Origin of the sequence: Actinosynnema sp. ALI-1.44, from assembly GCF_001984155.1 — a bacterium.
Taxonomy (GTDB): Bacteria; Actinomycetota; Actinomycetes; order Mycobacteriales; family Pseudonocardiaceae; genus Kibdelosporangium.
On record NZ_MTQO01000029.1, the window covers coordinates 64,630 to 81,899 of the forward strand.

Annotated in this window: 18 protein-coding genes; 4 read left to right on the top strand and 14 right to left on the bottom strand. The window is 68.4% G+C overall.

The features are described 5' to 3' along the window. Positions 1–58 precede the first annotated feature (58 nt). The 5 genes from ALI144C_RS04500 to ALI144C_RS04520 form a co-directional block, all read right to left on the bottom strand. Positions 59–925: an ATP-binding cassette domain-containing protein gene (locus ALI144C_RS04500; protein ID WP_076985722.1), complete on the bottom strand. Its 867-nt coding sequence runs from the start codon at positions 923–925 to the stop codon at positions 59–61. Further along, complete coding sequence (locus tag ALI144C_RS04505) at positions 922–1,320, bottom strand: GntR family transcriptional regulator (protein ID WP_202818849.1); 399 nt, start codon at positions 1,318–1,320, stop codon at positions 922–924. Before ALI144C_RS04505 ends, ALI144C_RS04500 begins: the two co-directional genes overlap by 4 nt. 45 nt (positions 1,321–1,365) lie before the next feature. Then, positions 1,366–2,358 (bottom strand): ABC transporter permease, encoded by a 993-nt coding sequence (locus ALI144C_RS04510; protein ID WP_076985724.1) that lies wholly within the window; start codon positions 2,356–2,358, stop codon positions 1,366–1,368. Next, positions 2,355–3,083 carry an ABC transporter ATP-binding protein gene (locus ALI144C_RS04515; RefSeq protein ID WP_237773977.1) on the bottom strand — a complete coding sequence of 243 codons (729 nt, stop codon included), beginning with the start codon at positions 3,081–3,083 and terminating at the stop codon, positions 2,355–2,357. The genes ALI144C_RS04510 and ALI144C_RS04515 overlap by 4 nt, the downstream gene beginning before the upstream one ends. Before the next feature lie 181 nt (positions 3,084–3,264). Beyond that, positions 3,265–4,104 (bottom strand): trypsin-like serine protease, encoded by an 840-nt coding sequence (locus ALI144C_RS04520; protein ID WP_237773978.1) that lies wholly within the window; start codon positions 4,102–4,104, stop codon positions 3,265–3,267. 336 nt (positions 4,105–4,440) lie between these two features. Between ALI144C_RS04520 and ALI144C_RS04525 the strand changes: the two genes are divergently transcribed. The 3 genes from ALI144C_RS04525 to ALI144C_RS04535 all read left to right on the top strand — a co-directional run bounded on the left by ALI144C_RS04525 (position 4,441) and on the right by ALI144C_RS04535 (position 7,525). Continuing rightward, positions 4,441–5,601 (top strand): hypothetical protein, encoded by a 1,161-nt coding sequence (locus ALI144C_RS04525; RefSeq protein WP_076985726.1) that lies wholly within the window; start codon positions 4,441–4,443, stop codon positions 5,599–5,601. Positions 5,602–5,650: 49 nt separating this feature from the next. After that, the gene (locus ALI144C_RS04530) at positions 5,651–6,502 is read left to right on the top strand and encodes a hypothetical protein (RefSeq protein ID WP_143230401.1); all 852 of its coding nucleotides are present in this window, start codon (positions 5,651–5,653) and stop codon (positions 6,500–6,502) included. A 534-nt stretch (positions 6,503–7,036) separates the two neighbouring features. Then, positions 7,037–7,525, top strand: a complete 489-nt coding sequence (locus ALI144C_RS04535) for a ricin-type beta-trefoil lectin domain protein (protein ID WP_076985728.1) — start codon at positions 7,037–7,039, stop codon at positions 7,523–7,525. A 154-nt stretch (positions 7,526–7,679) separates the two neighbouring features. On the opposite strand, the gene ALI144C_RS04540 is transcribed toward ALI144C_RS04535, so the two are convergent. The 9 genes from ALI144C_RS04540 to ALI144C_RS04580 all read right to left on the bottom strand — a co-directional run bounded on the left by ALI144C_RS04540 (position 7,680) and on the right by ALI144C_RS04580 (position 16,314). Further along, positions 7,680–8,924 (bottom strand): flavin-containing monooxygenase, encoded by a 1,245-nt coding sequence (locus ALI144C_RS04540; protein ID WP_076985772.1) that lies wholly within the window; start codon positions 8,922–8,924, stop codon positions 7,680–7,682. Positions 8,925–8,956: 32 nt separating this feature from the next. Next, entirely contained in the window at positions 8,957–10,291 is a 1,335-nt protein-coding gene (locus tag ALI144C_RS04545; RefSeq protein ID WP_083752707.1) for an MFS transporter, read from the bottom strand. Then, complete coding sequence (locus ALI144C_RS04550; RefSeq protein WP_076985729.1) at positions 10,288–11,430, bottom strand: M20 family metallopeptidase; 1,143 nt, start codon at positions 11,428–11,430, stop codon at positions 10,288–10,290. The genes ALI144C_RS04545 and ALI144C_RS04550 overlap by 4 nt, the downstream gene beginning before the upstream one ends. Continuing rightward, positions 11,427–12,095, bottom strand: a complete 669-nt coding sequence (locus ALI144C_RS04555; RefSeq protein WP_076985730.1) for a DUF1028 domain-containing protein — start codon at positions 12,093–12,095, stop codon at positions 11,427–11,429. The genes ALI144C_RS04550 and ALI144C_RS04555 overlap by 4 nt, the downstream gene beginning before the upstream one ends. Further along, complete coding sequence (locus ALI144C_RS04560) at positions 12,092–12,517, bottom strand: RidA family protein (protein ID WP_076985731.1); 426 nt, start codon at positions 12,515–12,517, stop codon at positions 12,092–12,094. The genes ALI144C_RS04555 and ALI144C_RS04560 overlap by 4 nt, the downstream gene beginning before the upstream one ends. Positions 12,518–12,599: 82 nt before the next feature. Further along, a complete protein-coding gene (locus ALI144C_RS04565) occupies positions 12,600–13,505 on the bottom strand; it encodes a LysR substrate-binding domain-containing protein (RefSeq protein ID WP_076985732.1) in 906 nt (301 codons plus the stop codon). Positions 13,506–13,587: 82 nt separating this feature from the next. Beyond that, positions 13,588–15,354, bottom strand: coding sequence for a hypothetical protein (locus tag ALI144C_RS04570; RefSeq protein ID WP_076985733.1), 1,767 nt, complete (start codon positions 15,352–15,354; stop codon positions 13,588–13,590). Further along, the gene (locus tag ALI144C_RS04575; RefSeq protein ID WP_076985734.1) at positions 15,354–15,680 is read right to left on the bottom strand and encodes a type VII secretion target; all 327 of its coding nucleotides are present in this window, start codon (positions 15,678–15,680) and stop codon (positions 15,354–15,356) included. The genes ALI144C_RS04570 and ALI144C_RS04575 overlap by 1 nt, the downstream gene beginning before the upstream one ends. Before the next feature lie 112 nt (positions 15,681–15,792). Next, the gene (locus ALI144C_RS04580; RefSeq protein ID WP_076985735.1) at positions 15,793–16,314 is read right to left on the bottom strand and encodes a cysteine dioxygenase family protein; all 522 of its coding nucleotides are present in this window, start codon (positions 16,312–16,314) and stop codon (positions 15,793–15,795) included. 96 nt (positions 16,315–16,410) lie between these two features. Between ALI144C_RS04580 and ALI144C_RS04585 the strand changes: the two genes are divergently transcribed. Beyond that, positions 16,411–17,268: a LysR family transcriptional regulator gene (locus ALI144C_RS04585; protein WP_076985736.1), complete on the top strand. Its 858-nt coding sequence runs from the start codon at positions 16,411–16,413 to the stop codon at positions 17,266–17,268. Positions 17,269–17,270: the final 2 nt, after the last annotated feature.

Sequence of the window (17,270 nt, forward strand, 5' to 3'; positions counted from 1 at the left end):
TGTCCCACGGCGTACGCGGACGCAACGAATGCCACATTGGTTGCCAAGCGGGGGGTGGCTATCGGCGTCGGGCCGGTGATCGCCGATCGCGTGACGCACGCAGGTAGCCCATCACCAGGGACTCCAGGTCGGGTTCGGTGTCGGCCCACCCCGCCGGTGTGGGCTCGGCCTTCCGCAGCAACAGGGTGGACTGGCGTTCGGTGCGGGTCGCGCTGATCAGCGTTCCCGCCACAGCGGACTCGTCCGCGACCGGGCCGACCAGGACCCGGTGCTCCGCGAGGACTTCCTCGATGTCGCCGTCGACCTGGACCCGGCCGTCGTCGATCAACAGGATGTGATCGCACACTTCGCGCAGGTCGCTGAGCAGGTGCGAGGACATCACCACCGTGGTGCCGTGGTCGGCGACATCGGTCATGATGACCCGCAGCGTCTCGTCGCGCGCCAACGGGTCCAGATCGGACAGTGGCTCGTCCAGGAGCAGCAGCCGGGGAAGCCGTCCCAGCGCCAGCGCGATGGCCACCTGGGTCCGGGCGCCCGCGGACAAGGTGCCCACCTTCGCGTCGTGGTCCACGCCCGCCAGCAGTCCGAGCACCTCCTCGACCCGGTCGGTGGACCAGCGGTCGTTCATCGCCCCGACGGCACGTGTCAGCTCGCGCACTGTGAGGTCGCGGTAGAGCGAACGGTTCTGCGCCAGGAACGAGACGTCCGGGTGGATGCGGCCGTCGACGGGAGTGCCGAAGGTCCTCAGTTCGCCGGTCGTCGGGCGGACGAGGCCGGCGGCCATGCGCAGCAGGGTGCTCTTGCCCGCGCCGTTCGGGCCGACCAGGGCGACGACCTTGCCTTCGGGCACGGCGAAACTGCAGTCGCGGACTGCCCATCGGGTGCGGTACCGCTTGCCCACGGCGGTGGCGGTCATGGCTGTCATGCTTGTTCCTCGGCAGGGTAGTGCTCATCACGGACTGCGGAGTACAGCGCGTCGACGTCCTCGACGACGAGGCCGCCCCGCCGGGCACGGCCCATCCAGCCTGACAGCTCCTGCCGCAGCGGCGCGTCATCGCCCGCGGTGGCCGCGGAGGACAGCGACTTGGTCACGAAGGTGCCCAGGCCACGGCGGGCTTCCACCAGTCCTTCCCGTTCCAGCTCGCGGTAGGCCTTGAGCACGGTGTTGGGGTTGACGGCCGTCGCCTCCACCACCTCCCGCGCTGAGGGCAGCCGGTCCCCGGGGTGCAGCAGTCCCAGTCGCATGGCCTGTTTGGCCTGCTGGATGATCTGCATGTAGGTGGAGACCCCGGAGCGCCGGTCGATCCGGAACTCGATCACACCGGTCAGCATATGCGTTCCCGCCGCTCAAGGGCCCCACCACGCTCAGCTCTGCCGCCGAAGCACCCAGGCGGTACCCGCCAGCAGCAGCAGCGCGAGTCCCCCGAAGATCGCCAGGTCGACCAGGTGCAGCTGCCATGCCTGGCTTTTCGGGATGAAGGACGCGTACCACTTGCTGAGGCCGGACTGAGGCAAGCACGCCAGGAACCCCTCCTGCGAGTTCGGCGTCCCCTCGGACGTCGACTTGCAGGCTTGCAGCAAGGCGCCTGCCTTCTCTTTGGAGACCAGTTGTCCGGCGGCGTCGAGATAGCCCGTCTCCAGCACCAGGCTGCCGTCGTGGTACACGTTCACGTTCGTCGCGGGTGACACCTCCAAACGCTGGGCGGGAACCAATCGGTCCACGAGGCCGGACAGGGCGAATCGCGCGACGACGAACGCGCCGAGCCCGGCCGTCATCGCCGCCAGGGTGCGACGGGACACCACACCGAGGAAGGCGCCGAGCGCGAAGGCGAACAGCGCGTAGCCGACCGGTGAGACGTGCTCGATACCGAAGTTCAGCGCGGTGAACGAACCGTTCTTGCGCGGACCCAGCGTGCCCGCGGCGGACAGCCACCACGAGACCAGGTACTGGAGCCCGATCAGCACGATCAACGAGGGCACCAGCGCGACCACCAGCTTGCTGACCATCCACCGGGTGCGGCGCACCGACTGGGTGAAGGCCAGCACGTGCGTGCCCTGTTCCAGTTCCCTGGCGAAGAGGGGAGCCCCGATGAAGACGCCGATCAGGGCGGGCAGGCCGAGGATCACGGCCTGCCCGATGTTGAGCCGGGTCGTCCACGCCTCCTGGAAGGCTTTCGCCGCCCCGTCGGGCGCGGTGCAGTCCTGGAGGGCCTGCGTCACGCATCGGGCGAGCTGCGACGAGGTGATCGCGTCGATCATGGTGGACCGCAGCAGGGCGATGACGCCCGCGCCGACGACCAGCATTCCGAGCAGAGTGATCAGTTGCGCGCGTTGCCGCCGCCACGAGACCCACATCATGCCGCTGCTCCTCGTGTTGCTTGATCCTGGGCTGCTGCTTCGCGCATGCGGTCGAGGACCAGTTGACCGAGCGGTACGCGGTCGGCGCCGATCTGGTCGACGTCACCGGCGAGCAGAACTCGTCCACTGTGGAGCAGGACGAGGTGGTCGCACACGCCTTCCAGCTCCGCCAACACGTGGGAGGACAGCACCACGGTGATGCCCTGTGTCCTCGCCTCGGCGATCAGCGTGCGCAGCACGGTCTCGCGGGCCAGCGGGTCCAGATCTGCCAGCGGCTCGTCGAGCAGCAGCAGGCGCGGGCGCTTGCCCAACGCCAAGGCCAGGGCGACGCGAGTGCGTTGACCGCCTGACAGGGTGCCCACCTTCGCGTCCATCGGCACCGCCGCCTGCTCGATCAGGTGTTCGGCGTAGCGCTGGTCCCAGGTCGGGTTGGTCCGCGCGCCGAACGTCATCGTCTCGGTCACGGTGAACTGCTGGTACAGCGGTTTCTGCTGGGCCAGGTAGGCCACCGCGGGGTGCAACCCCTTGCCTGTCGGGTGGTCACCGAAGACGGTGATCTCCCCGGTCGTCGGGCGCAGCAAGCCGGTGATCAGCCCCATCAGCGTGCTCTTGCCCGCGCCGTTCGGGCCGACGAGGGCAACGACCCGGTTGTCCGGGATCACCAGTGCCGTCTCCCGCAGTGCCCAACCCCTGCGGTACTTCTTGCCCAGATCTCGGGCAGTCACCGGAAGCGCCTGTTCAGGCTGCCTTCGCGCGTTCATGGCCGTCCTCTCCGTCATCGACGGCGGCCAAGGTAGCACCTTTCACTAGTTAAATAGTGCACCGGGTGATCCTCGTCCGGGGGAGGCAACCTGTCGGCGAGATGCGGCCCGCGGGGTCGCGAAGGACCCCGCGGGCAGGTGGGAATCAGCCGTTCGGCGTGGTGATCACCGCGAACTTCGACCCCTTGCTCGCGACGCGGGCACTGAGGTCGGTGGTGATGGTGTCGATCGGCGCGTAGTTGTTCAGTTCGCCCGCCTGGCACGGCCCGGAGCGGCTCTGCTGGTTGCCGATCAGGATGCCCAGCGCCGTGTGGTCGGCCTGGCTGTACAACGGGCCGCCGCTGTCACCGGGACGGGCGCACAGGTCGGTGTTGATGCCCACGTCAGTGGACAGCACGCGACCGCAACGGGTGCCGACGAGGTAACCCGCGCCCGCACCACTGTCGACCGACTCGGGGTAGTTGACCGCGCTCGACGCCGACCCGGTCGCACAGACGATCCATCCGGCCTTGATCTCGGCGAGAGTGTGCGTGCCGGTGATGAGCTCGTCCTGTGACTTGATCCGCTCACCACACGGGTTGTCGGCGTCGTTGTCCATACCGCTGTTACGGCAGTACTTCAGCACACGGTTACGACCAGTCTGCCCCTCCAGCCACTTGGTGGCCGCCGCGTCGTCCACGTACGGCAGCGCGGCGTAGTCGTACGGATAGGAGCTCTTCTCGATGCCGTGCTGCATCAACACGTTGTTGCCGTTGTGCTGAGTCGGAGTGTTGTTGGTCTTGGTCCGCATGCAGTGGCCCGCTGTCAGAACCCAGCCCTTGCCCGGGAATCCGCCTCCGGTGGACCGCAGGTTGAAAGCGCTGGTGCACCCGCCCCACGTGCCGTCGTCCCGCTTCATGTCCAGCCGCAGTCCGCCGCGCATCGGGCCGTAGTCGGTGCAGTGCAGCGGATGGCAGTAACCCCGGTCCGCGTTCGGTGTGGACAACTTCTTCGGGTTCGGCAGGATACCGGGCCGGTCACCGCTGTGGCTGCTGCCAGCACAGAGACGGCCAAAGCCCCCTTTCCCCACGTTGTCCGCACAAACATCTCCTTACGTGTCGGGACCCTCGCGATCATCCACCCGCAGGTACCCGGACCGCCCGCGAACTATCGAGTCCGAAGTAGACATGTTTTCGCCAACGGGAGCATTCCGGGCGGCACGCGCACAGTGAGCCGGATGGCTCGTCGGCGCTTGCGCCGCTTGGCGGGACCGGGCGCGGCGGGATCTGGTTACGGTAGGTGGTCGAGTCGTCGCCGACCAGTGAAATGAGGGGGCGTCAGGATGCGATTGTTGTCCGGGCTGGCCGCGGCCGCGATGGTTGTCCTCGTAACGACGCCAGCCACTGCGACTGTCACTGGGACTGTCACTGCCGCTGTCGGGTTCGAGGAGTTGCCACCGCCGTCCGGTATGACCGCCGCTGTGGTTTCGGTGCTCAACGAATCGGGGCGGGCCGCGGGATCCGGGTGGAAGCCGCCGACGCAATTCCCGTACCCGGGTACGCTTCGTGCCGCCAGCTGGGACGGGACGACTCCCACGGTTCTGGGAGACGGGCACGCGACGGGCATCAACGCGCGTGGGGACGTGGTGTTCTCACTCGTCACCAAGCAGGGTGGCGCGCAGGTCACGTCCGTCAGTGTCTGGGAGAACGGCCAGGCGGTCGACCGCACGCCGCCGCAGCGCGGCGCGGGTCTGATGACGGTCCGCGATCTCAGTGACACCGGCGTGATCCCGTTGGCCTACGACAGAACGGGTGATTCCGAGTCGTACTCCAACGACCACGCGGGAGCCTGGCGGCAGGGTGCGTTCGCCGACGTTCCCCTTTCGCCGCAAGGTCAGTACGTCCATCACCAAACCACGAGCGGCAACGGCGCCACTGCGGGGTCCCGGCACCCACGTGACGGCAGTGCGGCCTTCGTGTTCCGCTGCACCGCGACCCGGTGCAGCCGCCTGTCAGAAGCAGGGCCGACAGGCACTTACACGGTCGCGGCCGTCAACGAAACCAACGCCATCGCCGCCACCTGGCACACCGGCGGGAACTCGCGGGCGGTCAGGTGGACCAACGACCAGCCAACGGTTCTGCCCGGTGGCACGGCTGCTGTCGCCGACAACACCCGTGCCATCAACGAGAACGGTGACGTCGTCGGCTGGCGACTTGACGCCGGCGTGCGCAAGGCGACGCTGTGGCGCGCGGGCGACCTGGTCGATCTCGGTACATCCGGTGAGAGCGAAGCGGTCGCGGTGAACGACCGCGGCGAAGTCGTCGGCTGGCAGACGGTCAACGGTCAGCCGCGTCCGTTCCACTGGCGTGCCGGTGTCCTCATCGGACTGCCGACACCCGGTGACCTGCCTGCCAAGGCCACCGCGCTGAACAACGCCGGTGTGGTGGTCGGCAACACACTCAAGCGCGACACGTCGCGTGCGTTCCGGTGGACAGTGCCCTGATCGGCGTGCCACCGGACTGCCGTCGACGACACGGAACAGGGGAGGACTCGTGCGATCACGACTGGTGGCCTTGTTCGGCCTGTTGCTCGCTGTACCACTGGTCTGGCCGGGGCACGCACTGGCCGGCAACAGGGGGCAGCCGATCCACGGCGACTTCAACGGCGACAGTCTCGCCGACCGGGTCGTGCTCGGCCCGGTCGGCAACAATCCGATCTGCACGTTCACGGTCGAGTACCGGGGATCGGACGGCACCTACGAACCGCCGCTGAGCTACAGCTGCCGGTCGCCGTACACCCGTGCGCCGTACTGCCCCGACATGGGTGTCGCCATCGACATCGGCGGGAAGGGTGAGATCGACCTCGTCCTGACCGGCTTCGACTTCCCCGACACCAAGGGAAGCATGTTCCTGGTGCGCGACTTCGCGTTGCTCCGCCAGTACGACGGAATCGCCTTCCCCAGTACCATCCGGACCGTCGACTTCAACGGTGACGGGCTGCAGGACATCTGGGCCTCCAGCGACCAGTCGCCCAGGATCGCGTCCTTCCTCAACAGCAGGGACGAAGTCCTGCGCCCTGGGCCGGTCAACGCCTGCAGCTACGTTCCCGTTCCGTCGCACGCCTTCGCCGACTTCAAGGGGATCGGCAACAACGACATGGTGCTTTCCCGTCTCTGCGTGCGGAAGGGCAGTTTCGTCGAGGTCTACTTCGGTGACGGATCCCCGCCTGCGGTGTTGATCAGTTCGTCGGACTACGTCGGCCGGGAGGTCTACGTCGGCGACTTCAACCACGACGGTGTGCCGGATGTCGGAGTGATCGAACGCCGCGGGAGCAGCCTCATCGTCAGGCTTTTCACCAACGACGGCAACGGTGTGTTCACCGAGCTGCCCGCCGCGGTGGACTGAACCCGGCAGCTGTCCAGAACCCGGCTGCAGGCGGATCTCGTCATACTTCGGATCCGACAGATCGCGCGGGACAAAAAGAGGTCAAGGAGGTCGAGTGCGCGCTCCCGCGTTCCGATTTCGCCGAGCACGTGTGGTCGCATGTCGAACGCTGCATGAAAAAACCTCTGCGTACATGGCATCGACCGGTTGGTGGTCACGATCGTGCACCACTGAGACCGGCCCCGGCCAGGACTGCTCGCTGCCTTCGAACCACTCTGGCCTGGGCCTCGAGCCACAACGGCCCCGTCGCGGTCTTTCCAGTGCCGTAGCGGCTCCGCATGATGTCACCGGCGTCGAGAGATGACAGCCGGTTATGCGAACGTCGTGCTTTGCCCGGATCGGTCATGAACGTAGCTCGTTATAGTCAACTCGGGTCTTGGGTATGGGGCCGAACCCGGAGAGGTGGTTCCATGGGGATTGTTGACCAAGAGCGCTGGCTGGGCCAGTAGTCACATCTTGGCCAGTGCGGATCCGCAATCACGAAAGGGTTTCGTCGTGGCAACCGTGCTTCGCAAGATCCTCGTTTCCGCCGCTCTCGCACTGACGGCGTCGGCATCGCTGTCGGTGGCGGCAGCAGCAGCGAGCGCGCAGGCTGACACCAGAGCCAGTGACAGTTCGATTTCCCTGACCCTCGACCCGAATTATTGTCTGGCCAATGATTACGGGCACAGTTCGAGCGTCTACACCGAGCACTGCAACTCGGCGAAACCTGGGCAGCACTGGACAGTTGAAGGCGATCGGATCGCCCTGGCCCTGGATCCGGCCTGGTGCCTGGCGAATGACTATGGGAGCAGTGGGGCGGTCTATGTCGAGCGCTGCAACTCGGCCAAACCCGGGCAGCACTGGACCGTGAACGGTGATCGGATTGCCCTGACCCTCGACTCGAATTATTGTCTGGCCAATGATTACGGGCACAGTTCGAGCGTCTACACCGAGCACTGCAACTCGGCGCACCCCGGGCAGCACTGGACCGTGAAAGACTGACACGAGAACGAGAGCAGTGACCTTGCCCTGAACTGGCGTGCGCTACTACCGGAATGATCCGGCATCACGTAGCCGCGCAGCGCGGCGTATGCACGCCCACCACCCATCTGCGCAAGCCAGCGCAGATGGGTGCTTCGCGTCGCGAGTTACCTGCCTAGTAACGATGTGAGTAGGCGAGCTGGGTCATGATGTGGTCCGCCACGAACTTCGCGTCGTGCCACACGCCCCAGATGAAGCTCGATCCACGCCGCGCCAGCCAAGGCAGGCCAAGGAAGTAGACGCCGGGCTCGGCCGACACGCCGCGCCGGTGCCGGGGTTTGCCGTTGTCGTCGAAGGCGTCGACCCGCAGCCAGCTGTAGTCGGTGGCGAAGCCCGTCGCCCACACGATCGAGGTGACGTCGGCGGCGGCGAGATCGAGTTCGAGGAGGGGATCGGTCACACAGGCCGGATCGGCGCCGAGTGCGCGGGCATCCGGTTCCTCGGGGAGGTTCAGGCCGTTTCGTGCGACGTACGCGTCGGCTTCGTCCAGCAGCGCCAGGTAGTTCGCGTCGCCGTTGGCGATGTTGGTGCCCAGGTCCGGTGCGAAGCGGATGGTGCCGTTGTCGTACGAGCCGGTCAGGCCGACGAGGTCGATGCCGAGGGCGGCGAGGGCGCGGAAGTCCACGGTGTGGCCGCCGCGTGCGCCGCTGACCGCGATGGTGACGTGTTCGGCGCCCTGCGGCGGGGTTTCGGCGTCCCACTTGCCGAGGACGCCGAGCCACCAGCAGAAGTCGCGACCGCGGTAGCTGCGCGGCGGCCGTTCGTGGGGGCCGACGGAGAGGTACACGCGGCGCCCTGATCGGCGGAGCTCTTCGGCGATCTGCACCCCGGACGATCCGGCTCCGACGACGAGCACGGCTCCGGCGGGCAGCTGCCCCGGGTTTCGGTAGGCGCTGGAGTGCAGCTGAAACGGACCTGCGCCGTCCGGGACGATCGGCGGTATCACCGGTCGCTGGAACGGTCCCGTCGCGGCGACCACGAAGCGCGCGTCGACAGGTCCGTCCGAGGTCTCTGCCCGGAAGCCGGGCCTGCCCACGTGCCGCCGGACGGACGTCACCTCGACACCGGTCCGGATCGGCGCGGCGATCTTCGCCGCGTAGGCCTCGAAGTAGTCCGCGATCTGCTCCTTCGACGCGAAGGCGTCCGGCGCCAGGTCGGCGAACTCCATCCCGGGAAAGCGGTCGTGCCAGGCGGGTCCGTTCGCGACCAGCGAGTCCCACCGCTCCGAACGCCAGCGCTCGGCGATCCGGTGCCGTTCCAGGACGAGGTGCGGCACGCCGCAGTCGCTCAGGTGCTCGCTCATCGCCAGCCCGGCCTGGCCCCCGCCCACGACAAGGGCTTCGACTTCTTGGCCCGACATCGCAGACCTCCGTTCGATGGTGTTGTCGGCCTTCACTTCCGGATGTCCTCCGCCCGCAACAGCGGATCACCGACGGTTTCGCGCAGCGAGAACGCCGCGACGAGGCCGATCACGGCCGCGACCATCAGGTACGGGCCGGGGACGAGGGTGCTCCCGGTCGCGGAGATCAGCATCGTCATCAGGTACGGGACGGTTCCGGCGAACAGCGCGGCCGTGGTGTTGTACGCGATCGACAGGCCACCCTGGCGGGTGCGGGTCGGGAAGATCTCGGCCGACCACACCGCGTAGGTGCCGAGGATGGCCGCGAGGACGACCCCGAGGCCGAGCGCCGCAACCCAGGTGCCCGCGATACCGGTGCGCATCAGCAGGAACGCCGGGGTCGCGAGGACCAGCAGCGCGAAGCCCGCACTGATGAGGACCGGGCGCCTGCCGACCCGGTCGGAGAGCCGGCCGAACGCGGGCACGAGGACGAGACCCACCAGTGAGATCACAGTGGACAGCAGCGCCGCGTCGCCCGCGGAGTGGCCGAGGTAGTCGGTCTGGTAGGTGACGAGGTAGGTCAGCACCGCGTAGAACGGCACGTGCATCATCGTCATCAGGCCCGCCGCCTGCAGCAACTGCTTCCAGTTGTTGCGGAACAGCTCTTTGGTCGGGCTGCGCGGGATGTTGCCGGTGGCTTCGAGCGTGCGGTACTCGGGGGTGTCTTCGATCTTGTTGCGGATGACGAAGCCGATGATCCCCAACGGCGCGGCGACGAGGAACGGGATCCGCCAGCCCCACGCCGACAGCTGGTCACCCGTCAACCCCACCGACAGCAGGAAGAACACGAACGACCCGGCGAGGAAACCGAGCAGCGAGCCGACTTCCAGCCAGCTGACACCGAAGCCGCGGCGGCGGCGCGGTGCGTACTCGGCGAGGAAGCTGGCCGCGCTGCCGAACTCCCCGCCCGCCGCGAACCCCTGCGCCAACCGCAGTGCCACCAGGAGGATCGGTGCGGCGATCCCGATCGTCGAGTAACCCGGCAGCAGGCCGATGACCAACGTGGCGCCCGACATCACGAAGATGACGATCGAGAGGGTCCGCTTGCGGCCGATCCGGTCACCGAGCGGGCCGAACACGAGCGCGCCGACCGGGCGGATGCCGAAGGACACCGCGAACACGCCGAAGACCGCGAGCAGCCCGGCGGTGCGGTCACCGGACGGGAAGAAGACCGTGGCGATCGTGCTCGCCAGGTACGCGTAGGCGGCCCAGTCGAACCAGTGCACGAAGACACCGACTGCGCCTGCCGCGATGCTGCGCCGCAGGATCGCGGGATCGATCGTGGCCTCGGGCACCTCCTCGGTCAGAGGTGCGGAATGTGCCGTCAAGGCGCCTCCTTGAACCGGTTCGCGCGGTCCACTCCGGTCCACGCGAGCGCAATCGCGCCGTCGAGCAGTGCTCGCTCCGCGACGCCGCCGACGCAGGCCGCCGCGAACTCGCGCTGGTGGTTGATGGCGGGCAGCGAGCCCACACCTATGTACGGGTGGATCGCCGGGACGACCTGCGAGACGTTGCCCATGTCGGTGGAGGCCCGGTTCATCCGCGCGGCGGTGCCGCCGTCGGCGAACTCCCTGCCGAGCTCCGCCGCGTTCGCCCGGTAGGCGGCCAAAGTGGACTCGTCGGCGCGGAACTCGGCGTAGGGCTTGCTTTCCGGTTCCACGGTCAGCTCGCAACCGGTCGCCAGGGCACCGGCCTCGAACGCCCGCATCACACGAGGTTCCAGCCGGGCGAGCTCGGCCAGCGTCTCGGCCCGGACGTACCAGCGGCCGGAGGCGTGTTCGGGGATGGCGTTCGGCGCGTCCCCTGCGTGCGTGACGATGCCGTGCACGCGGGCCGAGGCGGGCAGTTGTTGCCGCAGCAGGCCGATCGCGACCTGGGCGACGGTGAACGCGTCAGCGGCGTTGATCCCGGCCTCCGGGTAGGCGGCGGCGTGCGCGGATTTCCCGGTGTAGGAGATCTTCGAGTGGCTCACCGCGAACGGCTTGGCCTCGGCGACGTCGACCGGCGCGGGGTGGACCATCATCGCCAGGTCCACGCCCGCGAACGCGCCGCGGTCGAGCAGTTCGATCTTGCCGCCACCGCCTTCCTCGGCCGGGGTGCCGTAGACCTCGACGGTGACGCCGATGTCGTCGGCGACGGCGGCGAGGCCGAGCGCGGCTCCGATCGAGCTCGCCGCGATGATGTTGTGCCCGCAGGCGTGGCCCAATCCGGGGAGGGCGTCGTACTCGGCGCACAACGCGATGCGCAACGGGCCGCTGCCGTAGCGGGCGTGGAACGCGGTGTCCAGGCCCAGGTAGCGCGAGGTCACCTGGAATCCGGCGCGGTCGAGCAGTTCGGGAACCGCGGCCGCGGCACGGTGTTCCTCCCATGCCGTCTCGGGGTCGGCGTGCAGCCGCTCGGAGAGCCGGACCAGCTCGTCGGCGTGCTGGTCGACCCGGGCGCGGGCGGCGGCTTTCGGCGTCGTCATCGGGAATCCCCGGGGACGCCGTAGGACGGGGCGGTGGCGGGGTCGAGGCCGCGGCGCACGTAGTCGTCACGCTGGGGCAGCCAGACGTCGAGGAGGTCGGCCAGCCGGTCGATCGGGTCGTCGGCCCAGTCGACCCGCAGATCGGTGACGCGCCACTCGACGTCGGCGACCACGACCAGCCCGGCGGAGTGCACGGGCCCTTCTTCGCCGCCTGCCTCGACAGCGGCCTGGAGAGCGGTGACGAGCCGTTGCTCCAGTTCGCCGGTCGCCGAGGTGAACGCGTCGACGATGACCTGGGGGATGTGGTCGCCCGCGAGCATGTTGCCCGCCGCGACCACGCCGTCCCCGGTCGCGGTGGCGTGGGTGCCGAGCGTGTGGCCGCCGCTGTAGGCGAAGCCCGCGCCGGTCCGGCCGAGCACGGTCAGCTGCCGGTACTCGATGCTCTCGCCCGTCTTGACCACTTCGGACAGTGCGCGTTCCGCGTCGCCGTGCGCCGCGAGCCGGTCGAGCAGAGCGGTGCCCAGTCGCGGGTCGGTGATGTTCTGGGACGCGGCCGCGCCGACCCCGGGGCGCAGGTGCGCCACCCTCGCCGCGACCGCCGGGCTCGACGAACTGGCCGCGATGCCGAACCGGTTCCCGTCCCGGGCCACGAGCGAGAAGGTCATCGGCTCTCCTCCTGCGGGATCACGGCGATCGCGTCGATCTCGCACAGCCACTCCGGGCGGGCAAGGCCGGACACGACGAGGCCGGTCGAGATCGGGTGCACGCCTTTCGTCCACTTGCCGACGGTGCGGTACACCGGTTCCCGGTAGCGCGGGTCGACCAGGTAGATCGTCAGCTTGACCAGGTGTTCCATCCGGCTGCCCGCTTCTTCGAGCAGCATTTTGATGTTCGCCATGGCCTGCTCGGCCTGGGCGGCGGCGTCCCCGATCCCGACGGATTCGCTGGTGTCCAGGTCCTGGCCGATCTGGCCGCGGACGTACACGGTGTTGCCCGCGACAACGGCCTGGCACAAGTCGTTGTCGAGGTTCTGCTCCGGGTACGTGTCGCGCGTGTTGAACGGCCGGACACGCTTGTGAACGGTCATCGCGTCAGCGTGACGCAGGCCGCTTTGATCCGTCCAACAGATGTTTTCGGGCTAATGCATCAACAGAACAGATCTAACCAGGTCAGTGCGCATAAAGGCGACGACACAGCTCGCGGAACTCCTGCGCGCGCCGGGTCACGCGGACCCCGCGCATCCACGCCACGACGATCTCCAGCGCCGCGACGTCGTCGGTCAACGCGAGGGGAACCGCCCGAGCGCCTGCGTACGTCATATCAACTGGCGGGCGTTGGTTGAGCAGCGCGAAGCCGTGTCCGTGCGCGACGAGGGCGCGGACGGTCTCGTATCCGGTCGTGCGGTGCCGGATCACGGGCACGACACCGGCGTCGAGCAGCACCGACTGCAGGTACTCGCGGCTGTGCGGCAGGTCGAGCAGCACCATCGGCTCGTCGGCCAACTCGGCCAGCGACACTGTCTCCCGGGCAGCGAGCCGGTGGTCGGCGGCGACCAGGGCGTACGGCGGCGCGGTGTCGACGACCACGCGGTCGATGTCGTCGTCGAGGTCGTAGCCGTAGAGGAGGGCGACCTCGCATTCCCCGGACCGCAGCGCCGCCTTGAGCGCCGAGTGCTCGCCTTCACGCACCGCCACGACGACCTTCGGATGCCTGCGTTCGAACTCGGCCAACAGGCCCGGCAACCGGAACGGCGCGAGCGTGGCGAAGCACCCGACCGCCAGCGGCCCGACCAGCCCGGCGCCCGCGTGCCTTGCCGCCTCGACGAGTTCGGCGCCGTGTGCGAGGAAGTCCAGGACACGCTGGTGGAACGCCTGACCCACAGTGGTGAGGCTGAGCCCACGAGCATGGTGGCGCAGCAGCAGTTGCACGCCGAGCTCTCGTTCGAGCTGGGCGATCGCGGTGGAGACGGCCGACTGCGACACCACCAGCTCCCTGGCGGCGGCGGTCATGCTGAGGTGCCGTGCCGCCGCCTCGAAGTACCGGAGCTGGACGAGGGTGAAGGATGGCTCGCTCACCGCGTCATCCTGCCTCGCCGGGACACCCCCTGCCACACCTGGGGCAGGCGGACTGTCCACAGTGCAAGATCCAGGGGCAGGATCAGGGCGCTCCGTACGTGGCGTCCTTGATCTTGCGGCGGATGTAGTCGTCCATGGTCTTGCTGCCGGTCTTCCACAGTGTCTCTTCCAGGCCCCCGGCGGGGAAGGCCCTGTTGTTGCCCAACGAGTTCACGCCGCCGCGTACCGCGCCCGTCGCACCCCCGAGCAGTGCGTCCTTCCAGATGTCGCCGCTGGTGCCGTTGCCCCTGGCGACCTCGACGGCCGACTTGGCCGCGCCGTTCGCGGCGCCCTTGATCGCGTCCTTGGGGATGTCGTAGAAGACGATCTCCTGCCACACCTTGGGCCCGCCGAACGAGTCACGCCACTCGTTGTTCCGCCGGACGAACTGGAACTGCTCGCCGAACGTGGTCTGCACCCGCGCGGCGTCACGGGCGGCGTCGTGCCTGATCCACGCGTTCGCCCGGTCCCTCGCGAGCCGGTGTGCGTCCTCGGCCGCGGTGACTTCGTCGTTCGCGCGGGCGGCGTTGCGTTGTGCGTCAGTGAGATTCCGCCGCGACGTGGTCAGGGAGTTCTCGGCCGTGCGCAGGCCCTGGGTCGCTGCGGTGAGTTCCGCGCGCGCGTCCGCGAGTTCGCGGATGCTTTCGTCCACCCAGGCCGGGTTTCCGGAGGACCGGTACAGGACCACCTTGGTGTCTGCCGACCGTACCCGGAGGTCGGCCTGGTCCGCCGCGTTCCGGTAGGCCCGCACGGTTTGCTCGCGCGCCCACACGTCGTCACCGAGCCTGCGGACGTTCTCGTTCGCCTCAGCCTGCCTGGTCAACGCGGTGTCGTAGCGGTTTCGTGTGGTGGCGAGGTCGTCGGCGAGCCGGTGGTTCTCGCCGGGTGCGCCCCTGAGACCGAGGTTCCGCGCATTGTCGTGTGCGTTCCTGGTGTTGGTGAGCAAGCCGTCCGCGTGCGAGAGCGGGGGAGCGTCGGGCCGTGGCCTGGGCTGTGAGCCGATCTTCTTCACGAAGTTCTGCGCTTGCTTGCCCAACGGGACGAACTCGGGCAGGCCGTCCGCGCCACGCCTGACGTTGCCCGCGTTGTCGACAGCCTTCTTGACGCCCGTCTTCTCCAGCCCGCCGACCACACCGCCGATGCCACCGCTGACCGCGGCACTGATGAACAGCTGCGCCGGGTCGATCTTCTTGTGCTGGATGCCCGCCGCCACCAAGTTGGCGGTCAGGTCGATCGCGACGTCGCGGACCCCTTCGGTCACCATCCGGCCGTAGCCCACGCTGAACCGCGAGGTATTCCACGTCAGTTCGGCGAAGTTGTTGACCCACGCCCTGGCCTGGACCAGGAAGCGCACCAACGCGTTGAGCGCCTGGGCGAGCAGTCGCAGCACCCGGGCACCGGTGGCGATCAGGTAGGCCAGCCACGCCTGCGCCCAGGCGAGCAGCGGGGGGAAGAGCGCCGCTGCCGCGTAGAACGCCAGCATGGCAGCGATCTGGATGCTCAGTTCGATGATGATCTGCTTGACCATCTCGTGGGTTTGCGCGTGTTGCTGCTGTTGGGCCGCCACCGCGGCGGTGTTGGCCGAAGCCGCGGCAGCGTTCTGCGCCAAGGACATCCCGCGCGCGGCGAAGGCCTTCGCGGCGTCACCTTCCCAGCCGGTCAAGCCGGACGCGGTGAGTTCGGCGATGCGCGCGCTGTGGTCGTCCAGGTAGGCCGAGATGTCCGCCCAGCACTGGGCGTTGTGGTACAGGGTCGCCGGACTGCCACCGGGGTCCGCGAGGCCGACTTGGGTCAGTGCGCTCTGCGACATCAGATTTCCGGGTGGAACGTGGCCGCGACGATCCTGGCGCTCTCCGCGTCGGTGTCCTCGTAGTCCTTTGCCTGCTTGGCCAAGCTGCTCGCGCTCCGCAGGAGGTCCTGATGCATCTTCTCGAGCTTGTCGAGGGTCTGCTGAACGGTTTGCCTGTACTCGCGTTCGGCTGCTTCGGCGTTCGGCGTCTCGCCGTAGGCGCCGTTGGTGCTTTCGGCCTGGTCCCGGAATCTCCGGATCCGCGCGCCCAGTTCGTCCGCCGAGGTCTGGAACTCCTGGCTCAACCGCCGCAGCTGCTCGACGTCCACCGAGACTCGGTCGGTCACCCGTCCTCCTCCTGCCGGTCAGCGACACCTGCAACGCTACTGGCGGCGGGCGGCAAGATCAGGTCACTTCACGCAACGGACCGGGGCTGAGCAATCAAAGTTCACTTGCGCGTCACCGTAACCGGTACGTGCGGCGCACGCTGGTTCCCTGGCTGAGGTCGGCGCCGTACACGTGCAACGTGATGGCGACCGTGTCACCGGTGTTGTGCACCTGGTGGATGTCGTCGGGTGGCGCGACGCCGCTGACCGAGCCGGTGGGGCGTTGCTTCCGGCCGATCTGGACCAGCCGGTCACCGTCGATGTCGAAGATGTTCTCCGTTTCGGCGCCCTGCAGGACGAGGAACGAACACCACACCAGGTGGTCGTGGATCTCGGTGATCTGGCCGGGGCGCCACACCACTGCCGAGATGGAGAAGCTGGATTCGGCGTGCAGCGTGTGGCGGGTGTACCCGTCGGCCGATCCTTCTCGTTCCGCCGCGGTGAGCAGGTTCGCGCCGGGGTTCAGCTCGGCGAGGACGTCGGCGACCCGTCGAGCGGTGGTGCGCGGGTCGGATCTCGGGTGGGTGCACTGGCGGATCCGGTCGATCAGCTCCGCGAGACCGGGCCGGGCCCGAGTGTCGGATGCGGTGGTCATTGCGTTCCTCCTTCCAGGCTTCTCCTCATCGTGGCCCCGCCGCCCGCATGACGTCCAATGCCAAGGTTTTCGCTGTCCTGTAAGTATTCTTGATGAATGAACCTGACCCAGCTCACGGTGCTGGCCGCTGTCGCCCGGCACGGGTCGGTGACCGAGGCGGCGAAGGAGCTGCACTACACCCAACCTGCGGTGAGCCACCATCTCGCGCGACTGGAAGGGGCCACCGGCGCGAAGCTGATCCAACGGGTGGGCCGCGGCATCCGGCTCACCCCGGAAGGGGAGCTGCTTGCCGTTCGGGCCGCCGAGATCGTCGGCCGGGTGGACGCCGCCGCGACCGAGTTGGCCGCTCGGGTCGGGTTGCGGGCCGGGCGTGTCCGGATGGCCGGGTTCCAGTCGATCCTGAGCACCGTCGTCCCGAAGGCCGCAGCCGCGCTCGCCCGTGCGCATCCCGGGATCGAACTGGGACTCGTCGACGTCCACCCGGTCGAGGCGCTGCGCATGCTGCGCGCCGGGGAGATCGACGTCGCGTTGATCTTCCGGTACGCCGACACCCCGCGCGAGGAGGACGGGCTCCGGCTGGTCCACCTCCTCGACGACCCGATCTACCTGCTCACCTACGAGCCCGGGCAAACCGTCGCCGACCACCACGACTCCACCTGGATCGGCGGGTGCGCGCGGTGCCAGGACGAGCTGATCACCGTATGCCGGCGGTCGGGCTTCACCCCGCGCATCAACCTGGTCAGCGATGACATGGTCGTCATGCAGGCGCTGGTTGCCGCACGCATGGGCGTCACCACCCTGCCTGGGCTCGCGCTGCGCGCTCACCGCGAGCCCGACGTCCACACCACCGAACTGCCCGACGACCCGAGGCAGATCTACGCCGTCACCTACGGCGACCCGCCGGACCCGCCCGCCACAACCGCGCTCCTGCAAGCCATCCAGGGCAGCGTCTGAAC

Bases quoted from the DNA above. Each gene is read 5' to 3' on its own strand.
- ALI144C_RS04500 (WP_076985722.1), bottom strand. From the start codon at position 925: ATGACAGCCATGACCGCCACCGCCGTGGGCAAGCGGTACCGCACCCGA.
- ALI144C_RS04550 (WP_076985729.1), bottom strand. From the start codon at position 11,430: ATGACGACGCCGAAAGCCGCCGCCCGCGCCCGGGTCGACCAGCACGCC.
- ALI144C_RS04580 (WP_076985735.1), bottom strand. From the start codon at position 16,314: ATGACCACCGCATCCGACACTCGGGCCCGGCCCGGTCTCGCGGAGCTG.
- ALI144C_RS04525 (WP_076985726.1), top strand. From the start codon at position 4,441: ATGCGATTGTTGTCCGGGCTGGCCGCGGCCGCGATGGTTGTCCTCGTA.
- ALI144C_RS04585 (WP_076985736.1), top strand. From the start codon at position 16,411: ATGAACCTGACCCAGCTCACGGTGCTGGCCGCTGTCGCCCGGCACGGG.
- ALI144C_RS04560 (WP_076985731.1), bottom strand. From the start codon at position 12,517: ATGACCGTTCACAAGCGTGTCCGGCCGTTCAACACGCGCGACACGTAC.
- ALI144C_RS04570 (WP_076985733.1), bottom strand. From the start codon at position 15,354: ATGTCGCAGAGCGCACTGACCCAAGTCGGCCTCGCGGACCCCGGTGGC.
- ALI144C_RS04540 (WP_076985772.1), bottom strand. From the start codon at position 8,924: ATGTCGGGCCAAGAAGTCGAAGCCCTTGTCGTGGGCGGGGGCCAGGCC.
- ALI144C_RS04510 (WP_076985724.1), bottom strand. From the start codon at position 2,358: ATGATGTGGGTCTCGTGGCGGCGGCAACGCGCGCAACTGATCACTCTG.
- ALI144C_RS04555 (WP_076985730.1), bottom strand. From the start codon at position 12,095: ATGACCTTCTCGCTCGTGGCCCGGGACGGGAACCGGTTCGGCATCGCG.